This window comes from Aquamicrobium defluvii (genome assembly GCF_004363725.1).
Classification (GTDB): domain Bacteria; phylum Pseudomonadota; class Alphaproteobacteria; order Rhizobiales; family Rhizobiaceae; genus Mesorhizobium; species Mesorhizobium defluvii.
Window position 1 is genome coordinate 118,567 of sequence record NZ_SNZF01000002.1, and the last position, 22,168, is coordinate 140,734.

The following is a 22,168-nucleotide window of genomic DNA, read 5'->3' on the forward strand; positions in this document are numbered from 1 at the left end:
CAGGCGCAGCATTCAGGTGCCCCTCGGCTTGGCGCGGCTGGTGGCCTGCGCCAGAAGCGGGTTCTCCGGCCAGACATGTTTGGGATAGCGCCCGCGCATGTCGGAGCGCACATCCGCCCACGACCCCCGCCAGAAGCCGGGAAGGTCGCGCGTGGTCTGGATCGGCCGGTGCGCCGGCGACAGCAGTTCCAGCGTCAGCGGCACGGTGCCGTCGGCAATGGCCGGGTGGGTGGCGAGGCCGAACAGTTCCTGCACGCGGATGGCCAGCACCGGCTGCTCGCCATCATAGCGGATCGGCACGCGGCTGCCCGACGGCGCATCGAAATGGGTGGGAGCGAGCGCATCGACGCGCCGCTGAAGATCGTGCGGCACCAGAGCGGCGAGGCCCGCCTCCAGCGTGCCGCCGCCGATGGAGCCAAGCGAGGCCGAGCCGGTGAGGAAGGGCAGCAGCCAATCCTCCAGCCGGGCGGCCAGCGCCTCGTCGCTCATGCCCGGCCACGGCTCGCCAAGCCCTTTGCGCAGCCATGACAGGCGCTGGCGCAGTGTCGTCGCCTGCCTGTCCCATGGCAGGATGGAAAGCCCATGGGCGCGCACCGCATCGAGCACGGCTTCATTGGCATCGTCGCCTGAAGGCGCGGGCAGCATGCGCTCCGAGAGCACGATGGCACCCAGCCGGCTCTGCTCGCGCACGCGCACGCTGCGGCGCTCCAGATCGAACAGCGTCTCGCGGCGGCTTTCGATGGCGTGACCGAGCAGCGCGCGGATGTCGTCCCCGCCAACGGCGGCCGCCGCGGTGATGCGCGCATTCTGCGCCTTGCCCTGCAAATCCGCGACGACGAGGAAGGTTTCCCCTGCCATAGGGTCGGATGCATCGACCATCGCGCCCGAGCCGTTGGCGAGCACGAAGCGCCCGCGTTCGCCGCGCGCTTTCGCGACGCGATCCGGCCATGCGTGCAGCAGCAGCGCGCCGGGCGAGAATGGGACGTCGCTCTTCACACCCTTGCCGGCGTTGCGCGCCAGCCGCTGCGCCAGTTGCCTCGCCGCATTGGCGCGCGGCGAGCGGTCGCCGGCAAAGCGCATCAGCCGCCGTTCCAGATCGGTGCTGTCGCCGCCCAGCCCGCGTTCGGTCAAAAGCACAGCGACAAGGGCCGCGTCCCTTTCATGGCCCGCACGGGCGGCTTCGGCCACCATATGCGCAAGCCGCACCGGCAGAGCGAGGCGCCGCATCGCCTGCCCGGTTCCGGTGAGGCGGCCATCGCCATCGATGGCATCCAGCGTGCGCAACAGGTTGCGGGCCTCGTTGAGCGCCGGACCGGGCGGCGGATCGAGGAAGGCGAGGCTTGCGGGATCGGCAACGCCGAAGGCCGCGCAGTCGAGCAAGAGGCCCGAGAGGTCGGCGGCGAGAATTTCGGGCGGCGTGAAGGCAGGCAGCGCCGCCGTCTGCTCGGCGCGCCACAGCCGGATCGCCACGCCCGGTTCCGTGCGCCCGGCGCGGCCGGCGCGCTGGTCGGCCGAGGCGCGCGACACGCGCACCGTCTCCAGCCGGGTCAGGCCACTGGCGGGCTCATAGGCAGGCAGGCGCGCCAGCCCGCTGTCGATGACGACGCGCACGCCATCTATGGTGATCGAGGTTTCGGCGACGGCAGTGGCCAGCACCACCTTGCGCCGGCCGGCGGGCGGCGGGCGGATGGCGGCATCCTGCGCCCTGGCGTCCATCATGCCGTAGAGCGGCACGATGTCGGTGTCGGTCCCGACGCGCCCTTCCAGCCGTTCTGCGGTGCGCTCGATCTCGCGCTGGCCGGGAAGGAAGGCGAGCACGCTGCCGGTCTCCTCCGCCAGCGCCGTACGGATGGCGGCGGCCATGGCGTCCTCGACCGGGATGCCTGCGGCACGCTCACGATAGCGGATGTCGACGGGAAAAGACCTGCCCTCGCTCTCGATCACCGGGGCACCGTCCAGCAGCCTTGCCACGCGCGCGCCGTCGAGCGTCGCCGACATGACCAGAAGGCGCAAATCGGGACGCAGCGCGCCCTGCACGTCGAGCGCCAGCGCCAGTCCGAAATCGCCGTCCAGCGAGCGTTCGTGGAACTCGTCGAAGATGACCGCCTTGATGCCCGGCAGTTCGGGATCGTCGAGGATCATGCGCGCCAGCACGCCCTCGGTGACAACCATGATACGGGTGCGCTCCGACACGCGCTTTTCCATGCGCATGGCATAGCCGACCACACCGCCCGGCTCCTCGCCAAGCAGGGACGCCATGCGCCGCGCCGCGGCGCGGGCAGCGAGCCGGCGCGGCTCCAGAAGCACGATGGTGCCATGCTCGCGCCAGCCGGCATCGAGCAGGCTGAGCGGCACCAGCGTCGTCTTTCCGGCGCCCGGCGGGGCAACCAGCACCGCCTTGTTGCCGCGCTCCAGCGCTGTGCCCAGATCGGCCAGAACGGCGGTGACCGGAAGCTCCGGCAGCGCAACCTTGCTCATCAAGGGATCAGACCGGCTCCCAGCCGTCGTGTTGGCCGGCGCGGAAGATGGCGTCGATGACCTTCTGGTTCAGGATGGATTCCTCCAGCGTGAAGATGCGGTCTGTCCCTCCACGGGCGGCCCGCACGAACGCCTCGACCTGAAGGCGATATTGCTGCGCGCCGGGGAAGCGGAACACCTGCGCCGCATCATGGTTCTGGTTGTGCAGCGTCACGACGTGATCGTCATAGAGTCCGGCATTGAAGGGCGACGCCACCTCTATGAAACCCTTGTCGCCGTGGAAGACCATGCTCTGGCGCGCGGCCAGTTGCGTCGACAGATAGAAGGACAGTTCGAAACCGCCGAAATCGGCGCGCACCGAGGAATGGATATCGGTGCCGAATGTCGCGTCGCGCTCGATGCTGGCCTGCACGCGCTGAGGCTCGCCGCCGGTCGCAAAGCGCGTCGTCACCGTCGGATAGACGCCGATGTCGGGCAGCGCACCGCCGCCGAGATCGAGCTGGTTGCGCATGTTGTGCGGATCGACGTTGAAATAGGAAAAAGCGCCCTGCACATGGCGCAGCCGGCCGATTGCACCCTCGGCGATCAGCTCGCGGACCTTGATCCATTGCGGGTGGTGAACCACCATGAAAGCTTCGCTGACCAGCACCTTGTGGCGGTCGCGCAGCGCAATCAGCGGGGCGATGTCCTGCGCCTTCAGCGCCAGCGGCTTTTCCACCAGCACATGCTTGCCGGCCGCGATCGCCTTTGCCGCCCACTCGACATGCTGCGAGGTCGGCAGGGGAATGTAGACGCCGTCCACCTCCGGCGATGCCAGCAGGTCCTCATAGGAGCCGAAGGCGTGCGGCGCATTCCACTGGTCAGCCAGTTGCCGGGCGCGGGCCGCATCGCGGCTGGCGATGGCCGCCACCACGCCATTGTCGGAACCGGCCATGGCCGGCAGCAATTGCTCGCGCGCGATCTTCGCCGTTGAAAGGACACCCCAGCGGAACATGGTCCTGCCTCCAGAATTATCGGCCCGGATTTGCCCCAAAGGAGCGAAAAAGCCAAGCGCCCGGAAGATTACCTTTTAGCCGCGCCAGCGAAAGAAATCCACGAAGGCCCTGAGCGCCGGACGCATCTGCTTGCGGCTGGGATAGTAGACGAAAAACCCGTCGAAGGGCGGGCACCAGTCCTCCAGCATGCGCACCAGCCTGCCCTCGGCAAGCGGCTGGCTCACATAATCCTCGAAGAGAAAAGCGACCCCTGCGCCATCGAGAGCGGCCTGAACGATGCCACGGTCCTCGCCAAGAATCAGCGGGCCATCCACATCCATGACGATCTCCTCGCCATCCTTTTCAAACTCCCAGCGATAGATGACGCCGCTGGAAAAGCGGAAGCGGATGCAGCGATGACCGGCAAGGTCGCGCGGATGCAGGGGTAGCTCCCTGCCATCGAGACAGGAGGGGGCCGCCACGACCGCCCCGCGCAGCTGCGGCCCGATGCGCACGGCGATCATGTCGCGTTGCAGGCTTTCGCCGAGCCGCACGCCGGCATCGAAGCCGCCTTCCACGACATCGGTGAAGCGGTCCTCGCTGACGATCTCGAGCGTGATGTCCGGATAGGCGGACACGAATGCGCCAAGGCGCGGCGCGAGCGCCAGCTCGGCAGCGGTTCGCGGCACGTTGAGCCGCAGGTTTCCGGCCGGACGGTCGCGTGCTTCCTTCGCCTGCGCAAGTGCAAGGTCTATTTCGGACAAAGCCGGCCGCAGCCGCTCCAGCAAGGCCGCGCCTTCCCCGGTCGGGGCGACGCTGCGCGTGGTTCTGGCAAGCAGCCGCACCCCCAGCCGCGCCTCCAGCACCGAGACGGCGTGGCTGACGGCCGATGGGGCAATGCCCAGCTCCCGCGCGGCGGCCCGGAAGCTGCCGTGCTGGGCAACGACCGAAAGAACGGCGAGATGGGAAAGCTGATTTCGCGACATTGATCTAAAATACAGAACAGCCAGTGCACAAACAAACGGATTATCGAACGGCGATCCCGCTCCTATCTCTGCCGCATCCCACACAGGAGGCTTGCAGATGCAACCACGCAAACTTGGAACGGAACTGACCGTCAATCCCATCGGCCTCGGCTGCATGGGCATGAGCTTCGCCTATGGCGGGCAGGAGGAAAAAGACTCCATCGCCACCCTGCACCGGGCCGTGGAGATCGGCGTCGATTTCTTCGACACGGCGGAAGTCTATGGTCCGTTCGAGAACGAGCGCCTCGTCGGCAAGGCTCTGAAGGGCGTGCGCGACAAGGTCACCATCGCCACCAAGTTCGGTTTCAGGATCAGCGATGAAGGCACCGGGGCCGGGCGCATGACAGGCGTGGACAGCCGCCCCGAGCACGTCAAAGCGGTGGCGGAAGCGTCCTTGAAGCGCCTCGGCACCAATGTCATCGACCTCTATTACCAGCACCGCGTCGACCCCTCGGTCCCGATCGAGGACACGGTGGGCGCCATGGCCGATCTGGTGCGCGAGGGCAAGGTGCGCGCGCTCGGCCTTTCGGAAGTCAGCCCGCAGACCCTGCGGCGCGCCCATGCCGTTCACCCGATCGCGGCCGTGCAGAGCGAATATTCGCTGTGGAGCCGCGAGCCGGAAGAGGAGATCTTCGCCGTCTGCCGGGAACTTGGTGTCGGCTTCGTGCCTTACAGTCCCCTGGGACGCGGCCTGCTGACAGGCACGATCCGCAAGACCGATGCACTGGGCGAAGACGACTGGCGCCGCACCCTGCCGCGCTTTCAGGCAGAGGCGATGGAAACCAATGAACGGCTGGTGACGCTGCTGGAACAGATGGCAGAGGGCAAGGGCGTGACGGCAGCGCAACTGGCGCTGGCCTGGGTGCTGCATCAAGGCGATTTCATCGTGCCGATCCCCGGCGCGCGCCGCATCGCCCATCTCGAACAGAATGTGGCGGCAGCGCAGACCAGGCTGAGCGACACAGAGGTGGCCGACATCGGCGCAGCCCTGTCACCGGACAAGGTGGCCGGCAAGCGCTACACGCAAGAAGCGCTTTCACTCACCAACGGATGAAACGGCTGCGGGCAGGCGGATCGCACCGTCTGCCCGCTTCTCCACTTCTTCAGGCCATTCAGCCGCGCAGCACGCCGCCGGTCTGCTTCTTCACATTCTCGACGATTCGACCGGCCAGCGCCTCGAAATCCTCATCCGTGAGGGTCTTCTCGACCGGCTGGATAGTGACTTCGATGGCGATGGATTTCCTGCCCTCGCCCAGCGAAGCGCCCTCGAAAATGTCGAACACATTGACGTCGGTAACCAGCTTCTTGTCGGCGGAAAGCGCTGCCTTGACCAGTGACCCGGCCTCGACCGCCTTTTCAACCACGAAGGCGAAATCGCGTTTCACCGCCTGGAAGGCGGAAAGCTCCAGCTTCGGCTTGGTGCGGGTCGGCCTGGCCTTGGGCTCGGGGATTGCATCCACGAACACCTCGAAACCGGCCAGCGGCCCGCTGGCATCGAGCGCCTCCAGCACCTTCGGATGGAATTCGCCGAAATGGCCGAGCACCACCTTGGGGCCGAGCTTGATGACGCCCGAACGGCCCGGATGATACCAGCCGGGCGCGGCGGCCTCGATCTGCAAACGGTCCACCGGCGCGCCGCAGGCTTCCAGAACGGCGATCGCGTCGGCCTTGGCGTCGTAGACGCCGACCGGGGCGGCATTGCCGTTCCAGTAGCGGCCCGAGCCTTCCAGCTTCGCGGTGCCGCGACGGATGCCGGCGGCAACGCGGCGCTGCCTGTCGGGCGTATCGCCCTCATAGGTGCCGGACACCTCGAACAGGGCGACGTCGCCCATGCCGCGATCCGCATTGCACTGCGCGGCGGCGATCAGGCCGGGCAGCAGCGAGGGCCGCATGTCCGACATGTCGGCGGCAATGGGATTGGCGAGCTTCAGCCCCGCCTGCCCGCCGCCGAACAGTTCGGCGTGTCTTGCCGGGATGAACGACCAGGTGACCGCTTCCAGCATGCCGCGCACCGCCAGAGCGCGCCGGGCGAAGCGGCTGCGGATCTGCAAGGTGGTGAGGATCTTGCCGTTGACCGCGTCGTGGCTGGACAACGGGCGCGGCTCGATCTCGTCGACGCCGTGGATGCGCATCACCTCCTCCACCAGATCGGCCTTGCCGTCGACATCCGGCCGCCAGGACGGCACCTCGACATCGACCACATCGCCATTGCCGAGCGGCCTGAAGCCGAGACGGCTCAGGATCGACAGGCTTTCGTCCTTCGGCACGTCGAGGCCGGTGAGCCGCTTGACCTCCGACAGCGGGAAGGAAACGATTTTCGGCGTGTGGCCGGCATAGCCGACGACCTGCGCCTCGCCCGGTTCGCCGCCGCACAGGTCCAGCACCATGCGGGTGGCCAGTTCCAGTCCCGGCACCATGAACTCGGGATCGACGCCGCGCTCGAAGCGGTATCGGGCGTCGGTGATGATGCCGAGCGTGCGCCCGGTGCGGGCGACGTTGAGCGCATCCCAAAGTGCGGATTCGATCAGCACGTCGGTGGTGTTCTCGTCGCAGCCGGAATGCTCGCCGCCCATGATGCCGGCGATGGATTCGACGCCGTTGTCGTCGGCGATGACGCACATGTCGGCCTTCAGCTCATAATCGCGCCCGTCCAGCGCCAGCACCGTCTCGCCATCCTTGGCCCGGCGCACCACGAGATTGCCGGCGACCTTGGCGGCGTCGAACACATGCAGAGGCCGGCCGCGGTCGAAGGTGACGTAGTTGGTGATGTCGACCAGCGTGTTGATGGGGCGCAGGCCGATGGCCAGCAGCCGCTGCTGCATCCACTTCGGCGACGGACCGTTCTTCACCCCGCGCACGAGGCGCAGCGCGAAGCCGGGGCACAGGTCGGGCGCCTCGATGGTCAGTTTGACCGGGCATTCACCCTTGCCGGCGACCGGTTCGACGGGAGCCTCCTTGAGCTTGCCGAGGCCGGACGCGGCGAGATCGCGGGCGATGCCGTAAACGCTCGTCGCGTCGGGGCGGTTGGGGGTCAGGTTGATCTCGATAACCGGATCGTCGAGCCCCGCCCAGCTTGCGTAAGACGTGCCGACCGGCGCATCGGCGGGCAGGTCGATGATGCCATCATGCTCGTCGGAAAGCTGCAATTCGCGCTCCGAGCACATCATGCCGTGGCTATCGACGCCGCGGATCTTGCCGACCGAGAGCGTCACGTCGATGCCGGGCACATAGGTGCCAGGCGCGGCGAAGGCGCCAACCAGACCGGCCCGCGCATTGGGCGCGCCGCAGACGACCTGAATGGGCGCCCCCGATCCGGTATCGACCGACAGAACGCGCAGCTTGTCGGCGTCGGGGTGCTTTTCGGCGGTGAGGACTTTCGCGATGACGAAGGGCTTCAGCGCCGCCTTGTCGTCCACGGATTCGACTTCGAGGCCAATGGCCGTCAGCCGCCCGACGATCTCGTCCAGCGTGGCGTCGGTGTCGAGGTGCTCTTTCAGCCAGGAGAGGGTGAATTTCATTTTGTCGTTCCTTGCCGCTCGATCAGTTGCTCAGTCCGCCGAACAGGGTCGGCATGTCGAGCGGGCGGAAGCCGTAATGCTGGAGCCAGCGCACATCGGCGTCGAAGAAGGCGCGCAGGTCCGGCATGCCGTATTTCAGCATGGCGATGCGGTCGATGCCCATGCCCCAGGCGAAGCCCTGATACTCGTCCGGGTCGAGCCCCCCGGCGCGCATGACATTGGGGTGGACCATGCCGCAGCCGAGGATTTCCATCCAGTCGCTGCCCTCGCCAAAGCGTACCTCGCCCGGCCGCGAGCGGTCGCACTGGATGTCCACTTCCAGCGACGGCTCGGTGAAGGGGAAGAAGCTCGGACGGAAGCGCATCTTGACCGACGGCACCTCGAAGAAGGCCTTGCAGAACTCCTCCAGCACCCACTTCATGTTGGCGACATTTGCGGTCTTGTCGATGACTAGCCCCTCGACCTGATGGAACATGGGCGAGTGGGTGGCGTCGGAATCCTGCCGGTAGGTCTTGCCCGGAATGACGATGCGGATCGGCGGGCTCTCGCGCTCCATGGTGCGGATCTGAACCGGCGAGGTGTGGGTGCGCAGCACCTTGCGCTCGCCTTTCTCGTCCGGCTGGAAGAAGAAGGTGTCGTGCATCTCGCGCGCCGGATGGCCTTCGGGGAAGTTCAGCGCGGTGAAGTTGTAATAATCGGTCTCGATGTCCGGCCCTTCGGCGATGGCGAAGCCGAGGTCGCCGAAGATGGCGGCGATCTCGTCGATGACCTGGCTGATGGGATGGATGCGTCCGCGCTCGGCCGGCGAGGCGCGCACGGGAAGCGTGACATCCACCTTCTCGGCCTCAAGCCGCGCCGCGATGGCGACGTCGCGCAGTTCGGCGCGGCGCGCCGAGAGGGACTCGGTGACCCGGTTCTTCAGCCCGTTGATCGCGGGACCCTTCACCTGCCTCTCTTCGGCGCTCATCGCGCCCAGTGTCTTCAGCAGTTCCGAGACCGATCCCTTCTTGCCCAGCGCCGAGACGCGGATTGCTTCCAATGCAGCTTCGTCGCCGGCGCCGGCAATCGCATCCGACAGCGTTCGTTCGAGTTGGTCGATATCCGTCATGATTGTCCTCTGGGCCGCTCGCGGCCGGTGGCTTGAAGGGAAGACGCAGGTGCCGGAGCGGCATCGAGCGCGCTTTTCAGGAAAGAGGTGGCCTTCACGGCATAGAGCGCATCCTTGCCGAGCAGGTTTTCCGACAGCAGCCGCAACGGCGCCATCCCGCGATGGAAGAAACCGACCAGCTGCGCCAGCGCCGGGACCACGGCCGCGGGAGCAGCGGCACGCCATGTCGCAAAGGCGCGCATCTGGGTTCCCGGCAGGGCGGCGCGCGACGATATTTGCAGGAACAGCAGCCACAGGTCGCGAGCCTGCGCCATCGGCAGCGGCATGACGGCCTCGGGTTCCTCCTCGAAGTCGAGGAAGCCGACACGGTCGCCCCGCAAGAACATGTCGCGCGGATGCGGCCTGCCATGGCACAGCCCGGCGCGGTGCGCCTCGCCCAGTGCCTGCGCAAGCTTCACCAGCAAGTCGTCATGGGCGGCAGCGTTCACGCAACGCAGGTCGTCAAGCTGTTTCTGGGCGACCTCTCCCGCATCGGACAGGACCAGCACCGCCTTATCCGCGAACAGGATATCGGCGACCGGGAACCCGGCAGAGCGGAAGCGTTCCATCTTGCGGCGCTCGCGCTCCAGCCCGGACTGTCCCCGCGCTCGCGACGACGAGCGCAGGAAGACCGGAAGCAACGGCGAAACCAGCGCATGCAGCACCTTGCCGAAGGGCATGCGCTCGACGTCGTAGCGCTTGACCCACACCCGCCGGTCACCGACGATGAGCGGTACAACGCGCAGACGCGCATTCGCAGCCAGAAGGTCCGGCAGGCTTGCCAGATCTTCGGCGGAGAGCGCCCCTGTCATGTCGTTTGCGTGTCCGGTCATCGCATTCCATAAGAAAACCCGCGCCAGCCCTGCCAGCGCGGGTTTCCCAAATCGTAATATCGAAAGCTTCGGGAAAACGCTGGCTTAAGCTACAGCGCTCTCAAAAGCATTCGGAGTGGTGTCCTTGAGGTATTCCAGCGCGGTCTTCGACTTCGCCACCAGCGCGGCGAAAGCCTGCGGCTCATGGATGGCCATGTCGGACAGAACCTTGCGGTCGATCTCGATGCCGGCCTTGTTGAGACCGTCGATGAAGCGACCGTAGGTCAGGCCGTGCTCGCGCACCGCAGCGTTGATGCGCTGGATCCACAGGGCGCGGAAATTGCGCTTACGGGCCTTGCGGTCGCGGTAGGCGTATTGCAGCGACTTCTCCACCGCCTGCTTGGCGATGCGGATGGTGTTCTTGCGACGGCCGTAAAAGCCCTTGGCGGCTTTCAGAACCTTCTTGTGCCTGGCGTGGCCGGTAGTGCCTCTTTTCACGCGCATGTCATGATCTCCTTAATATCGTTCCAACCGGCTCAGATGCCGCCGCCGTTAGGCAGGAAATTCTTGACGACCTTCTTGGCATCCGGCTCTGCAAGAACCATGGTGCCGCGGGCGTCGCGGATGAACTTGTTGGTACGCTTGATCATGCCGTGGCGCTTGCCGGCGGCAGCCGAAAGCACCTTGCCGGTGCCGGTGATCTTGAACCGCTTCTTGGCGGAAGACTTGGTCTTCATCTTGGGCATTTTGCTTGTCTCCTTATCGGGCGTATCGCCCTTGTCTTCGCTCCGGACCGACCAAAGTCCGGAAAGCAAGCGAAACCGCCACGGCATGCCCTGCCGGGCGGTTTTCATGAACGGCGGGTCTATACGGCAAAGTGGACGGAAGCGCAACACCTTGCCGTCGCAGCGAATGCCTGCCTACGGAACGGTGAACAGCACCGGCAGGATGCCGGCCATCTGCGCGCCGTCGATGGACTCGAAAACCGGCATGGCCAGCAGGAACACAAGCCCGTCGAGCAGCGTGGTCTTCAGCAGGCGCGGCCTGAACGAGCCCGTATCGCCCTCATGATAGAGCGACAGATCGGGGATGAAGCGCGGAACGCGGGCAAGGTAGGCTTCATATGGCGCACCAAGCTCCTGCCTGAGGAAGCGCTCCTCGCGCAGGATCACGAAATGAAAGGCGAACACGCACAGGAACGCGAAGCCGAACATGGCCGTCAGCGAGCCCATCTGCGCGCCGACACCGGCAGCCGCCAGCGTCGAAAACACATAGAGCGGATTGCGGGTGATCGAATAGGGCCCGCCCGTCACCACCTCGGCCGATTTGCGCCCGCCAATATAGAGCGTGGCCCACAGGCGCCCGACTATGCCGAGAAAGATCAGCAGCACGCCGAACATTTCTATGGTTTCGTGGACAACGGTTTCGGGCGGAAAGACGGACTGGCCGAAGAGCAGCAGGCTGCACAGAAGCACCACCAGAAGCGCAAGCACACGGCGGCGCATGCGCTGGTAGCTGCTGAGGCCGGGTCCTCCTGGCGCTGCATCCTGCGGGGTATGTGCCGCGCCCTCGCCCATGACGGTCTCCGCTCGCGATGTTCGTGAGCTGTCATGAGCACGCGGTTGCGGCGGGATCATGGCACCGCGCGGTCCGCGATGCCACAAATCTGCCGGGACGATGGCTTTCCAACGCCACGCTTCAGCGCGGCGCCAGCACCATCATCATCTGGCGGCCTTCGAGCTTGGGCTCGGCCTCGACCTTGGCGATCGCCGCCGTTTCCTCGCGCACCTTGTTGAGGAGCTGCATGCCGAGTTCCATATGCGCCATCTCGCGGCCGCGGAAGCGCAGCGTGACCTTGACCTTGTCGCCTTCCTCGAAGAACCGGCGGGCCGAACGCATCTTGACCTCGTAATCGTGGTCGTCGATGTTCGGGCGCATCTTGATCTCCTTGATCTCGATGACCTTCTGGTTCTTGCGGGCTTCGGCCGCCTTCTTCTGGGTGGCGTATTTCAGCTTGCCCAGATCGAGGATCTTGGTAACCGGCGGATTGGCATTGGGAGAAATCTCAACGAGGTCCAGCCCGGCCTCTTCGGCGAGCTGGAGGGCTTCGCTGGTGGCAATTTCGCCGCGGTTGTTGCCGTCGGCATCGATAAGCTGGACGCGGGGGACCTTGATGTCCCGGTTAGCGCGCGGCCCTTCCTTGACGGGCGCTGCTGCTTTGAAAGGTCTGCGAATGGTCGTATTCTCCTCGAATTGTTGATATGGCGGATGCGGAGGCGCCTATGTGGGAAGCGCGTGCGCGGTGTCAATAGCACAGCGGGCAATGAAAATCACCACAATCCGCGATGTCAGCCGGCCATTCATATCCGCCTGTTGCAAATCCGGAAATCGCAATGCGGCTTTTCCAGCCGGTCGGCCTGTGCCACAACACGCGGCCTGAACAGGAGCATATCATGACCGCATCGCAAGTCGAGTTTCTGGATGTGGACGGCGTGGAAATCGCCGTGCGCCGCCAGGAGGGCGATACGCCCGGCCTGGTGTGGCTGGGCGGGTACAAGTCCGACATGCTCGGGACCAAGGCAGAAGCGCTGGCAGAGTGGGCAGCCGGACAGGGCCGTGCCTTCATACGGCACGACTATTCCGGCCACGGCGAATCAGGCGGGGAGTTCGCGGACGGCACGATCTCGAAATGGCTGCGCGAGAGCCTGGCCGTATTCGCCCGTTATACGCGCGGGCCACAGGTTCTTGTCGGCTCCTCCATGGGCGGATGGATCGCGCTGCGCATGGTGCAGGAACTGCTCAAGGCCGGCGAGAACCGCGTCAGGGGGCTGGTGCTTGTCGCCCCGGCGCCCGATTTCACCGCCGAACTGGTGGAGCCGGAGATGACGGACACCCAGCGCGGCGAACTGGCCAGCAGGGGGTATTTCCAGATTCCCTCAGAATATGTGGACGAGCCCTATATCTACACACGCGCGCTGATCGAGGACGGACGCGACAATCTGGTCATGAACGGCCCCATCGATACCCATTGCCCGGTTCACATCCTGCAAGGCATGCGGGACGAGTCGGTGCCGCACGCCCATGCGCTCAGGCTGGTCAGCCTTCTTCCCGCAGACGACGTCACGCTCTCCCTGGTGCCCGACGGCGACCACCGCCTGTCGCGGGCACAGGACATCGAGCTGCTGATTTCGGCGGTAAACGGCATGGCCGCGCGGGCCGGCTGACGCAACGACCGACTTCTTCTTCCACGCGAGCTCTCTCAAGATGCGCATATCCATCCCGGTGTCGGCCTTCGTGGCTGCGATCGTCGGTTTCGGCGGAACGCTCGCCATCGTCATCGCGGCCGCGGGCGCCGTCGGCGCGACCCAGTTGCAGACGGCGAGCTGGGTGACCGCGCTGTGCCTTGCCATGGCCTTCGAGACGGCATGGCTGTCATGGCGCACGAAAATGCCGGTCATCACCGCATGGTCTACCCCGGGCGTGGCGCTGATCGCCGCCTCCAGCGGCTTTTCCATGGGCGAGGCCGCAGGCGCATTCCTCGTCACCGGCGCTCTTCTGGTGCTGACGGCGCTGTTCCGGCCGCTGACCATGCTGATCGCGCGCATTCCGGCCTCGGTCGCTTCGGGAATGCTGGCGGGCATCGTCGTCACCTTTGCCACCGACGCGGCAAAGACAGTGCCCGCCGATCCATGGCTGATCGTACCGCTGATTGCCGCCTTCTTCGTGCTCAGGCTGGTAAATCCGGCAATTTCCGTTCTGGCCGTGCTGATCGGCGGCGGCGCGGCCGCCTTCCTGACCGGGCGCGTGGGCGGCCTGCCGACCCCCGAGCTCTCGACCCTGACCTGGATCTGGCCTGAATTTTCGGCCGGTGCGATCGTCGGCCTCGCCGTTCCGCTTTATCTGGTCACCATGGCTTCGCAGAACCTGTCCGGACTGGCGGTGCTGCGCGCCTCGGGCTACGAGCCGGACCCCGCCCCGCTGATCGGCGTGACCGGGCTGTTCTCGGTTCTGACCGCGCCGTTCGGCGCTTCGACCACCAACCTCGCCGCGATCTCCGCTGCCATCTGCACCGGCCCCGACGTGCATCCCGATCCTGCCGAGCGCTGGAAAACGGGACCTTTCTACGCGCTCGCCTATCTCGTCTTCGCCATTTTCGGCGCCTCGCTGGTGGCGATCTTCGCCGTGCTGCCGCAAAGCCTGATCGTGCTGGTCGCGGGGCTGGCGCTGCTCGGGCCCCTCGCAAACGCGCTCGGAATCGCGCTCCGGAACGACGAGGAGCGGATGGCTGCCACCGTTACCTTCGCGGTCACCGCCTCCGGGCTCGTGCTGTTCGGCATCGGCTCTGCGTTCTGGGGGCTGATTGCCGGGCTCGTCGTCCTGTTCCTCGACAGGCTCAAAAAATCCTAGAGCAGCGGATCGGAAAGTGGAATCCGATTTCCGGAGATTCCTATGCCATGTCAATAACTTAGATCGCCCCTTGTGCATCCTGAAGGACACAAGGCGATCTGCGCGATGCCAGCCAATTAAGCGTTTCGTTCCGATTTTGTCTTGAATCGCCTTTTTTCGCTTCCCATTTCGATTGCAGGCAGCCGGACCGGCTGGCTCCAACTGAAGGAACGCGAAGAACATGAACACGACTGCACTGATCCGCCCGGCATGGACGCCGGCGACCATCGCGCTGATGGTGATCGGCTTCATGGTGTTCTGGCCGCTCGGCCTTGCCATGCTCGCCTACATCATCTGGGGCGACCGGCTGGAAGGCTTCAAGAAGGACGTCAACCGCGCGACCGACGGCATCTTCGCCGGCTGCCGCCGCGGCGCAGACAAGGCCCAGCGCTGGGGCCACACCTGCACCGGCCACACCCGCACTGGCAACGTCGCCTTCGACGACTGGCGCGAGAAGGAACTGGCCCGTCTTGACGAAGAGCGCCGCAAGCTCGACGAGATGCTGAACGAGTTCGACGAATATGCGCGCGAACTGCGCCGCGCCAAGGACCAGGAAGAGTTCGACCGCTTCATGGCCGAGCGCAACCGCGCCACCGCGCCCACCACCACAACGCCGGCCGGGCCGGCACCGAAGAAGCGCGGCAAGCCCAACGACAATCTGCTCGACGACTGAACGGGGAGTTCTTCCCCCCACCGCAAAGCGGCGCCGCCAATTCAGCGGCGCCGTTTGTCTTATGCAGTTCCGCTTGCCTGATCCGGCCAGCACTTCACCCCATCCATCCCGCCGGCGAATCGCCTATGGTAGGGTCATGTCCTTCGGCTTCTTTCGAAATCTCAACAAAGCCGCGAAGCCCGCGCCGCAGCCGGTCGAGCTGCGCGAGCACACGGTCGCAGGCCGCACGCTGCCGCTGCGCATCGTGGAAAACGGGCGCGCGCGCCGCCTGACCCTGCGCATCGACGCAGGCGGACAGGGCCTGCGCATCACCGTTCCGCCCGGCCTGCGCGGCGGCGAGGTCGACAATTTCCTGACCCGCCATCAGGGCTGGCTGGAGGAAAGGCTGGCGAAGCTGCCGGATCGGCCGCAGGTGCGCCCCGGCATCAAGCTGCCGCTCTACGGCGTGCCGCACAGGATCGTGCATGAGCCGGGCAAGCGCGGGACGGTCACGGTCGGCAAGGACGAAACCGGCCCGCTGCTGATCGTCCATGGCGAGCGCGCCCATCTGCCGAGACGCGTGGCGGACTTCCTCAAGCGCGAGGCGCGGCGCGAGATCGGCGCGCTGGTCGAAAAGCATTCGGCTGCGGTCGGCCGCAAGGCGAAGGCGGTGCGCTTCAAGGACACGTCGAGCCGCTGGGGCTCCTGCACCGCCGACGGCACGCTGTCCTTCTCATGGCGCATCATGATGGCGCCACGCCCGGTCATCGACTACCTCGTCGCGCACGAGGTCGCGCATCTGCGCGAGATGAATCACGGTCCGAAATTCTGGAAGCTGTGCGCAGAGCTGTGCCCCGATACCGAACGGTGCAAGAGCTGGCTGAAGCGCAACGGCTCGGCGCTTCAGGCGATCGTGTTCGAATAGCCCCGGCCGCGCTTCAGTCGTCGTTGGTGGCGTTCAGCTCGTCCGGATGCAGCGATTCGCCCGTATGGCGCGGCCATGGCAGGAAATCGCGGTCGAAGGCAGCGCCGCTGAAATAGTCCAGCGCGCGCTGGCCCTCGGCTCCGTCCATTCCGGCGCGCTGCAACAGCCAGGCGATAACCTCACGGGCCTGCGCCAGCTTTTCCTTCGCTTCGCGGATGCTGTCGTCGTTCATCGCCACTCCAGCCGGATCGGGACATGTCCCGATACTATCTCCGCTTCGCCTCCACGCAATCCCAGAACAGGGCGGCGATGTCGGCGCCGCCGAAACGCTTCACCTCACGGATGCCGGTCGGCGAGGTGACGTTGATCTCCGTCATATAGTCGCCGATGACGTCGATGCCGACCAGTATGAATCCGCGCGCCTTCAGCGAAGGGCCGATCGCCTCGCAGATCTCGCGCTCGCGAGCGGTCAGCTCGGTCTTCTCGGCGCGCCCGCCCACATGCATGTTGGAGCGCGATTCATGGTCGGCCGGCACCCGGTTGATCGCTCCGACCGGCTCGCCATCGATGAGGAGGATGCGCTTGTCGCCCTTGCGCACGTCCTTCAGATAACGCTGGACGATGAAGGGTTCGCGGAACATCTGCGAGAACATTTCGAGCAGCGACGACAGGTTCTGGTCGTCGTCGCGCAGATGGAAGATGCCCGCGCCGCCATTGCCGTAGAGCGGCTTGATGATGATGTCGCCGAACTGGCGGCGGAAGGCGGCGACCTCGCCGGGATCCTTGGTGATCAGGGTCTCCGGCATCAGGTCGGCGAATTCGGTGACGAAGATCTTCTCCGGGCTGTTGCGCACCCAGGCCGGATCGTTGACCACCAGCGTCGCCGGATGGATGCGCTCCAGCATGTGGGTGGTGGTGATGTAGTTCATGTCGAAGGGAGGGTCCTGGCGCAGCAGGATGACGTCCATCTCCGACAGATCGGTGCGCACCGGCTCGCCCAGCGTGAAATGGCTGCCCTTCTCGTCGCGCACCGTCATCTCCTCGATGCGGGCGAACACCCTGCCGCCGAGCAGCGACAGGCGGTCGGGCGTATAATGATAGAGAACATGCCCACGCCGCTGCGCTTCCAGCGACAGCGCGAATGTGGTGTCACCGGCAATCGACACGGTGGAGATATGGTCCATCTGGACCGCGATCCTGAGCGGCATGGGGAAGGTCTCCGAAGTCCTGAGGCGCGAGATATAGGCAAGTTGGCCCTGCCTGCCAATGCAGCGGCGGAACGAAGAATGCGGCCGGGGCGAAATAACGTTCCATCGATACCTTTCCTAAAGGGTTTGATGCCATGGTCCGCCACGACGATTTTTTGTTTATTTTCAGGAAGCACGATGCACATGCCGTTTGGTGGCCGGCAAGTCAGCGGAGACGGCAACGACCTCGCATACACAGATGTACTGACAGGTCTCGGCAATCACCGGCGCTTCTGCGACCGGGTCGACCGGCTGATCCGCGACCGCGCCGACGACCCCGCCCCTTTCGCCATCGGCATTCTCGACCTCGACGGTTTCAAACCGATCAACGATCTGTTGGGCTATCAGGCCGGCGACGACATACTCGCCCAGATCGCCATGCGCCTTCGCGCCTCCATGGACAGCCACTCGCTGGTTTGCCGCATCGGCGCCGACGAGTTCGCCTTTCTGTGCCCCATGGTGTTCAGCGAGGAGGCGGCAGCCGAGAAGGCGCGTACGCTGATCGAGATCCTGTCGGCTCCCTACGACGTCGGCGAGCGCACGGCGCGCCTGTCGGCCTCGGCCGGCTGCTCGCTGTTCTATTCCCAGGACGAAACCACCGGCATATTGCTGAGCAAGGCCGAAACCGCGCTCTATCATGCCAAGCGCTCCGGGCGCGGACAGGTCATGGTCTACACGCGCGAAATGGAGGAAGCCGCAAGGCGCCTCACCCATATCGAGCAGGCGCTGCGCCGCGCGGTCTCGACCGGCGAGGTGGAGCCGCACTTCCAGCCCATAGTCGACCTGCGGACGCGGCGCATCATCGGCTTCGAGACACTGGCCAGATGGACCGACCCCGATCTCGGGCACGTCTCGCCAGCCATTTTCATCCCCATCGCCGAGGAGCGCGGCATCATCGGACCGCTGTCGCAGCTCGTGCTTCGCAAGGCAGCCGAGGCGGCACGGGCCTGGCCGGACGACCTGTTCCTGTCCTTCAATCTTTCGCCGTCGCAACTCGTCGACCAGAACACCGGCCATCATATCCTGGCCATGCTCGAACGCACCGGGTTCAATCCGCGCCGGCTGGAGGTCGAGATCACCGAAAGCGGCCTGATGAGCGATTCAGCCTCGGTCGCCAAGATCATCGACGAGCTGCGCCGCCATGGCATCCGCATCGCACTCGACGATTTCGGCACGGGCCAGTCCTCGCTCAGCCGTTTGCGCGAATTTCCGTTCGACAAGCTCAAGATCGACCGCGCCTTCGTCTCCTCCATGCTGAAGGACCGGCCCTCGCAGCACATCATCCGCGCCATATTGTCGATGTGCGACGGCCTCGGCATCCATGTCGTCGCCGAAGGCATCGAAGAGGAGGAGCAGGCGGAATGCCTGCTCGAATTCGGCTGTCAGGCCGGACAGGGCTTCCTGTTCGGAAAACCGGTGGACGCCACCTCCACGCTCGCCCTGCTGCGCGGGCTGATGCGCAACATCCCGCAATCTGCCGCAATCTGAAAACGCCTGCCGCACCGCCTTTGCGGGCAACTCCCATGCCGAGCGACGCGTATCGGGGCACCTCTCCTCATGGAGATGCGGGTTTTCCGGCAGCCGTATCTCCTTTGCAAGGCTGATGCTCCCGATCCGGCGTCGTGTCGCCGGGGCTTTCGGGATGGCCGCCACAAAGCTGCAACATGTTCCGTGATCCGGTCCGCAACAGCTTCCGCGCGGCATGCAGATTCGTCCGGCCCTCCCAAAATTGACGTTTACGCAAACGTCAATACTTGCTATGTCTGGGCCATTATCGGATTCAGTGCGCTGCGCGCGCCCGCATCATTCCCACGGGTGGAGGAACTGCATGCCCATCTACCAGTCGCCGGTCCAGGACACGCTCTATCTTCTCAACGACGTCCTGGGTTATCCCGACCACGCCAGCCTGCCCGGCTTCGCCGACGCCTCGCCCGACGTGCTGGAAGCCATTCTGGCCGAGGGCGCGAAGCTCGCCGAAAACGTCATGCTGCCGCTCAATCGCGTCGGCGATCTTGAAGGCTGCACGCGTCATGACGATGGCTCGGTGACGACGCCGAAAGGGTTCAGGGCTGCCTATCAGCAATATCGCGAGGGCGGCTGGATGGGTCTGTCCACGCCGGCCGAATATGGCGGACAGGGCCTGCCCTACACCATCCATGCTGCCGTCGGGGAATATCTGTCGTCCACCAACATGGCGCTGATGATGTATCCCGGCCTGACGCAGGGGGCGATCGCCGCCATTCTCGTCCACGGCAACGAGGAACAGAAGCAGACCTTCCTGCCGAAGATGATCGACGGCGCCTGGACCGGCACCATGAACCTGACCGAGCCGCATTGCGGCACCGATCTCGGCCTGCTGCGCACCAGGGCGGTGCCCAACGGCGACGGCACCTATCGCATCTCCGGCCAGAAGATATTCATCTCGGCCGGCGACCACGACATGAGCGACAACATCATCCATCTGGTGCTGGCCCGCATCGATGGCGCGCCCGAAGGCGTGAAAGGCATTTCGCTGTTCATCGTTCCGAAGTTCAGGCTCGACGCGAACGGCAATCCGGGCGCGGCCAACGGCGTGTCCTGCGGCTCGCTTGAAGAGAAGATGGGCATCCACGGCAACGCCACCTGCGTCATGAACTATGACGAGGCCGAGGGCACGCTGCTCGGCGCCGAGAATGGCGGCCTCAAGGCCATGTTCGTGATGATGAACGAAGCCCGCCTCGGCGTTGGCCTTCAGGGCCTGTCGATGTCCGAGATCGCTTACCAGAACGCCGTCGCCTATGCCCGCGAACGCCTCCAGGGCCGCTCGCTGAGCGGGCCGAAGAACCCGCAGGGCAAGGCCGATCCGATCATCGTCCACCCCGACATCCGCCGCGCGCTGATGACCATGCGCGCCTTCAACGAGGCCGGCCGCGCGCTGGTGCTGTGGACGGCGCTCAACTCCGACATCGCCCACCGCTCGGACGACGAGAAGGCGCGGCAGGCAGCCGACGACATGCTTGGCCTGATGACGCCTGTCATCAAGGGCGTGCTCACCGACAAGGGTTTCGAGCATGCGGTGATGGCGCAGCAGGTGTTCGGCGGCCACGGCTACATCGAAGAGCACGGCATGAGCCAGTTCGTGCGCGACGCCCGCATCGCCATGATCTACGAGGGCGCCAACGGCATCCAGGCGCTCGACCTCGTCGGCCGCAAGCTGGCGCAGAACGGCGGCCGCGCCGTGCAGGCGTTCTTCAAGGAGGTGGGCGAGTTCTGCGAGCAGAACCGCGCGGACGAGAAGCTCGCACCCTTCACCAAGGGCATCAAGAAGGGCCTCAACGATCTCCAGGCCGCCACCATGTGGCTGATGCAAAATGCTATGGCCAAGCCCGACAATGCCGGTGCGGCCTCGACCGACTATCTGCATCTCTTCGGCCTCGTCGCGCTCGGCTACATGTGGGGCCGCATGGTCAAGGCTTCGCAGGAGAAGCTCGCCGAAGGCGCCGCCGATGCCGCCTTCCATGAGAACAAGATCGTCATCGCCCGCTACTTCATGGAGCGCGTGATGCCGGAGACGAGCGCGCATCTCGCCCGCATCTCCACCGGCGCCGACACGATGATGGCGCTGCCAGCAGAGGCGTTCTAGAACATTTCTGCAAGCAGGAATGCTCTAACCCTTTGTTCTGACGCAATTCCGAACGCAAACCGCTTCGCAGTCTTGCTGGAATTGCTCTGGGGTTTCAGGATTGGATCGTCCCCCTCCGTTTTCTGATGAGGGGGTCGCCGGAGGAAAAGCATGACCAGTCCCGCCGAAATTCTGTCCGTTCCGAAGCCCGGCTGGGCGCAGGAAGACGTCGCCATGCTCTACGACATGGCGCACCGCTTCATGTCGGAAGAGATCGCGCCGCACTACGACGCCTACGAGAAGAACGAGATCGTCGATCGTTCCGCATGGGAAAAGGCCGGCGCCGCGGGGCTTCTGTGCCCCTCAATGCCGGAAGAATATGGCGGCGCCGGCGGCAGCTTCGCCCATGAGAGCGCCATCATCGAGGCCATCGGCCATGTCGGCGTCGACGGCTTCGGCATCGGCCTGCACAACGCCATCGTCGCTCCCTACATCCTGCACTACGGCTCGGAAGAGCAGAAGAAGAAGTGGCTGCCAAAGCTGGCCAGCGGCGAGATGATCGGCGCCATAGCCATGACCGAGCCCGGCGCGGGCTCCGACCTGCAGGGCGTGCGCACCCGCGCCGACAAGGACGGCAACCAGTACCGCATCAACGGCTCCAAGACCTTCATCACCAACGGCCAGCTTGCCAACCTGATCATCGTCGTCGCCAAGACCGATCCGGACAAGGGCGCCAAGGGAACCTCGCTGATCGTGGTCGAGACCGACGGGGCGGAAGGCTTCGAGCGCGGCCGCAACCTCGACAAGATCGGGCTCAAGGCCAACGACACCTCTGAATTGTTCTTCAACGACCTGCGCGTTCCCACCTCCAACCTGCTCGGAACGGAAGAAGGCCAGGGATTCATCCAGCTCATGCAGCAGCTTCCACAGGAGCGGCTGATGATCGGGACAACGGCGATTGCCATGGCCGAGCGGGCGCTGGCGCTGACCATCGACTATGTGAAGGAACGCAAGGCTTTCGGCCAGCCGATCCTCAATTTCCAGAACACCCAGTTCAGGCTGGCCGAACTGAAGACCGAGATCACCATCGGCCGCGTCTTCTACAACGACTGCGTGAAGCGCCATATCGAGGGCGGCCTCGATCCGGCCACCGCCTCCATGGCCAAGTACTGGCTCTCCGACCTGCAAGGCAAGGTCATGGACGAGTGCCTGCAACTGCATGGCGGCTATGGCTATATGAACGAATATCCGATCGCGCGCATGTGGCGCGACGCGCGGGTGCAGCGCATCTATGGCGGCACCAACGAGATCATGAAACTGCTGATCGCACGGAGCCTGTGAGG

20 protein-coding genes are annotated in these 22,168 nt (G+C 65.2%); 8 read left to right on the forward strand and 12 right to left on the reverse strand.

The annotated features are described in order from the left end of the window. Nucleotides 1-12: 12 nt before the first annotated feature. From hrpB to DES43_RS01940, 3 genes are all read right to left on the reverse strand, one after another. Entirely contained in the window at nucleotides 13-2,478 is a 2,466-nt protein-coding gene (gene hrpB, locus DES43_RS01930) for an ATP-dependent helicase HrpB (protein WP_035025152.1), read from the reverse strand. A gap of 7 nt (nucleotides 2,479-2,485) precedes the next feature. After that, nucleotides 2,486-3,472, reverse strand: coding sequence for a Gfo/Idh/MocA family protein (locus DES43_RS01935; protein WP_035025154.1), 987 nt, complete (start codon nucleotides 3,470-3,472; stop codon nucleotides 2,486-2,488). A gap of 75 nt (nucleotides 3,473-3,547) precedes the next feature. After that, nucleotides 3,548-4,438, reverse strand: a complete 891-nt coding sequence (locus DES43_RS01940) for a LysR family transcriptional regulator (protein ID WP_035025157.1) — start codon at nucleotides 4,436-4,438, stop codon at nucleotides 3,548-3,550. 97 nt (nucleotides 4,439-4,535) lie between these two features. Here DES43_RS01940 and DES43_RS01945 point away from each other — a divergent pair, with 97 nt between their 5' ends. Continuing rightward, on the forward strand, nucleotides 4,536-5,531 hold the full coding sequence (locus DES43_RS01945; RefSeq protein ID WP_035025159.1) for an aldo/keto reductase: 996 nt from the start codon (nucleotides 4,536-4,538) through the stop codon (nucleotides 5,529-5,531). A 58-nt stretch (nucleotides 5,532-5,589) separates the two neighbouring features. Here DES43_RS01945 and pheT read toward each other — a convergent pair whose 3' ends face one another. From pheT to infC, 7 genes are all read right to left on the reverse strand, one after another. Further along, on the reverse strand, nucleotides 5,590-7,995 hold the full coding sequence (gene pheT / locus DES43_RS01950) for a phenylalanine--tRNA ligase subunit beta (protein ID WP_035025160.1): 2,406 nt from the start codon (nucleotides 7,993-7,995) through the stop codon (nucleotides 5,590-5,592). A 22-nt stretch (nucleotides 7,996-8,017) separates the two neighbouring features. Next, the gene (pheS, locus tag DES43_RS01955; RefSeq protein ID WP_035025162.1) at nucleotides 8,018-9,103 is read right to left on the reverse strand and encodes a phenylalanine--tRNA ligase subunit alpha; all 1,086 of its coding nucleotides are present in this window, start codon (nucleotides 9,101-9,103) and stop codon (nucleotides 8,018-8,020) included. Further along, nucleotides 9,100-9,975 carry a BUD32 family EKC/KEOPS complex subunit gene (locus DES43_RS01960; protein ID WP_035025164.1) on the reverse strand — a complete coding sequence of 292 codons (876 nt, stop codon included), beginning with the start codon at nucleotides 9,973-9,975 and terminating at the stop codon, nucleotides 9,100-9,102. The genes pheS and DES43_RS01960 overlap by 4 nt, the downstream gene beginning before the upstream one ends. Nucleotides 9,976-10,059: 84 nt before the next feature. Beyond that, nucleotides 10,060-10,458, reverse strand: a complete 399-nt coding sequence (gene rplT, locus DES43_RS01965) for a 50S ribosomal protein L20 (RefSeq protein WP_035025166.1) — start codon at nucleotides 10,456-10,458, stop codon at nucleotides 10,060-10,062. Between the two features lie 32 nt (nucleotides 10,459-10,490). Next, on the reverse strand, nucleotides 10,491-10,700 hold the full coding sequence (rpmI, locus tag DES43_RS01970; RefSeq protein ID WP_035025357.1) for a 50S ribosomal protein L35: 210 nt from the start codon (nucleotides 10,698-10,700) through the stop codon (nucleotides 10,491-10,493). Between the two features lie 174 nt (nucleotides 10,701-10,874). Further along, the gene (locus tag DES43_RS01975; RefSeq protein WP_035025167.1) at nucleotides 10,875-11,531 is read right to left on the reverse strand and encodes a methyltransferase family protein; all 657 of its coding nucleotides are present in this window, start codon (nucleotides 11,529-11,531) and stop codon (nucleotides 10,875-10,877) included. A 121-nt stretch (nucleotides 11,532-11,652) separates the two neighbouring features. Then, nucleotides 11,653-12,189: a translation initiation factor IF-3 gene (gene infC / locus DES43_RS01980; protein WP_084496438.1), complete on the reverse strand. Its 537-nt coding sequence runs from the start codon at nucleotides 12,187-12,189 to the stop codon at nucleotides 11,653-11,655. 218 nt (nucleotides 12,190-12,407) lie between these two features. Here infC and DES43_RS01985 point away from each other — a divergent pair, with 218 nt between their 5' ends. From DES43_RS01985 to DES43_RS02000, 4 genes are all read left to right on the forward strand, one after another. After that, a complete protein-coding gene (locus tag DES43_RS01985) occupies nucleotides 12,408-13,178 on the forward strand; it encodes an alpha/beta hydrolase (protein ID WP_035025360.1) in 771 nt (256 codons plus the stop codon). Nucleotides 13,179-13,218: 40 nt separating this feature from the next. Continuing rightward, a complete protein-coding gene (locus tag DES43_RS01990; protein ID WP_035025170.1) occupies nucleotides 13,219-14,361 on the forward strand; it encodes a benzoate/H(+) symporter BenE family transporter in 1,143 nt (380 codons plus the stop codon). A 220-nt stretch (nucleotides 14,362-14,581) separates the two neighbouring features. Continuing rightward, nucleotides 14,582-15,073: a DUF2852 domain-containing protein gene (locus DES43_RS01995; RefSeq protein ID WP_035025174.1), complete on the forward strand. Its 492-nt coding sequence runs from the start codon at nucleotides 14,582-14,584 to the stop codon at nucleotides 15,071-15,073. A gap of 136 nt (nucleotides 15,074-15,209) precedes the next feature. Then, nucleotides 15,210-15,977: a M48 family metallopeptidase gene (locus tag DES43_RS02000; RefSeq protein ID WP_035025176.1), complete on the forward strand. Its 768-nt coding sequence runs from the start codon at nucleotides 15,210-15,212 to the stop codon at nucleotides 15,975-15,977. Between the two features lie 13 nt (nucleotides 15,978-15,990). Here the strand turns inward: DES43_RS02000 and DES43_RS02005 are convergent, their stop codons facing one another. Both DES43_RS02005 and gshB read right to left on the reverse strand, forming a co-directional pair. Next, the gene (locus DES43_RS02005; RefSeq protein WP_035025361.1) at nucleotides 15,991-16,209 is read right to left on the reverse strand and encodes a hypothetical protein; all 219 of its coding nucleotides are present in this window, start codon (nucleotides 16,207-16,209) and stop codon (nucleotides 15,991-15,993) included. A 34-nt stretch (nucleotides 16,210-16,243) separates the two neighbouring features. Continuing rightward, nucleotides 16,244-17,185: a glutathione synthase gene (gshB, locus tag DES43_RS02010; protein ID WP_035025178.1), complete on the reverse strand. Its 942-nt coding sequence runs from the start codon at nucleotides 17,183-17,185 to the stop codon at nucleotides 16,244-16,246. 177 nt (nucleotides 17,186-17,362) lie between these two features. Here gshB and DES43_RS02015 point away from each other — a divergent pair, with 177 nt between their 5' ends. From DES43_RS02015 to DES43_RS02025, 3 genes are all read left to right on the forward strand, one after another. Next, on the forward strand, nucleotides 17,363-18,712 hold the full coding sequence (locus tag DES43_RS02015) for a putative bifunctional diguanylate cyclase/phosphodiesterase (RefSeq protein ID WP_035025180.1): 1,350 nt from the start codon (nucleotides 17,363-17,365) through the stop codon (nucleotides 18,710-18,712). A gap of 340 nt (nucleotides 18,713-19,052) precedes the next feature. Continuing rightward, nucleotides 19,053-20,846 (forward strand): acyl-CoA dehydrogenase C-terminal domain-containing protein, encoded by a 1,794-nt coding sequence (locus DES43_RS02020; RefSeq protein ID WP_035025182.1) that lies wholly within the window; start codon nucleotides 19,053-19,055, stop codon nucleotides 20,844-20,846. 150 nt (nucleotides 20,847-20,996) lie between these two features. Next, nucleotides 20,997-22,166 carry an acyl-CoA dehydrogenase family protein gene (locus tag DES43_RS02025; RefSeq protein ID WP_133674788.1) on the forward strand — a complete coding sequence of 390 codons (1,170 nt, stop codon included), beginning with the start codon at nucleotides 20,997-20,999 and terminating at the stop codon, nucleotides 22,164-22,166. Nucleotides 22,167-22,168: the final 2 nt, after the last annotated feature.

Excerpts from the sequence above, each read along its gene's own strand:
- hrpB (WP_035025152.1), bottom strand. The coding sequence starts at position 2,478 with ATGAGCAAGGTTGCGCTGCCGGAGCTTCCGGTCACCGCCGTTCTGGCC.
- DES43_RS01935 (WP_035025154.1), bottom strand. The coding sequence starts at position 3,472 with ATGTTCCGCTGGGGTGTCCTTTCAACGGCGAAGATCGCGCGCGAGCAA.
- DES43_RS01940 (WP_035025157.1), bottom strand. The coding sequence starts at position 4,438 with ATGTCGCGAAATCAGCTTTCCCATCTCGCCGTTCTTTCGGTCGTTGCC.
- DES43_RS01945 (WP_035025159.1), top strand. The coding sequence starts at position 4,536 with ATGCAACCACGCAAACTTGGAACGGAACTGACCGTCAATCCCATCGGC.
- pheT (WP_035025160.1), bottom strand. The coding sequence starts at position 7,995 with ATGAAATTCACCCTCTCCTGGCTGAAAGAGCACCTCGACACCGACGCC.
- pheS (WP_035025162.1), bottom strand. The coding sequence starts at position 9,103 with ATGACGGATATCGACCAACTCGAACGAACGCTGTCGGATGCGATTGCC.
- DES43_RS01960 (WP_035025164.1), bottom strand. The coding sequence starts at position 9,975 with ATGACCGGACACGCAAACGACATGACAGGGGCGCTCTCCGCCGAAGAT.
- rplT (WP_035025166.1), bottom strand. The coding sequence starts at position 10,458 with ATGCGCGTGAAAAGAGGCACTACCGGCCACGCCAGGCACAAGAAGGTT.
- rpmI (WP_035025357.1), bottom strand. The coding sequence starts at position 10,700 with ATGCCCAAGATGAAGACCAAGTCTTCCGCCAAGAAGCGGTTCAAGATC.
- DES43_RS01975 (WP_035025167.1), bottom strand. The coding sequence starts at position 11,531 with ATGGGCGAGGGCGCGGCACATACCCCGCAGGATGCAGCGCCAGGAGGA.
- DES43_RS01985 (WP_035025360.1), top strand. The coding sequence starts at position 12,408 with ATGACCGCATCGCAAGTCGAGTTTCTGGATGTGGACGGCGTGGAAATC.
- DES43_RS01990 (WP_035025170.1), top strand. The coding sequence starts at position 13,219 with ATGCGCATATCCATCCCGGTGTCGGCCTTCGTGGCTGCGATCGTCGGT.
- DES43_RS01995 (WP_035025174.1), top strand. The coding sequence starts at position 14,582 with ATGAACACGACTGCACTGATCCGCCCGGCATGGACGCCGGCGACCATC.
- DES43_RS02000 (WP_035025176.1), top strand. The coding sequence starts at position 15,210 with ATGTCCTTCGGCTTCTTTCGAAATCTCAACAAAGCCGCGAAGCCCGCG.
- DES43_RS02005 (WP_035025361.1), bottom strand. The coding sequence starts at position 16,209 with ATGAACGACGACAGCATCCGCGAAGCGAAGGAAAAGCTGGCGCAGGCC.
- gshB (WP_035025178.1), bottom strand. The coding sequence starts at position 17,185 with ATGCCGCTCAGGATCGCGGTCCAGATGGACCATATCTCCACCGTGTCG.
- DES43_RS02015 (WP_035025180.1), top strand. The coding sequence starts at position 17,363 with ATGCACATGCCGTTTGGTGGCCGGCAAGTCAGCGGAGACGGCAACGAC.
- DES43_RS02020 (WP_035025182.1), top strand. The coding sequence starts at position 19,053 with ATGCCCATCTACCAGTCGCCGGTCCAGGACACGCTCTATCTTCTCAAC.
- DES43_RS02025 (WP_133674788.1), top strand. The coding sequence starts at position 20,997 with ATGACCAGTCCCGCCGAAATTCTGTCCGTTCCGAAGCCCGGCTGGGCG.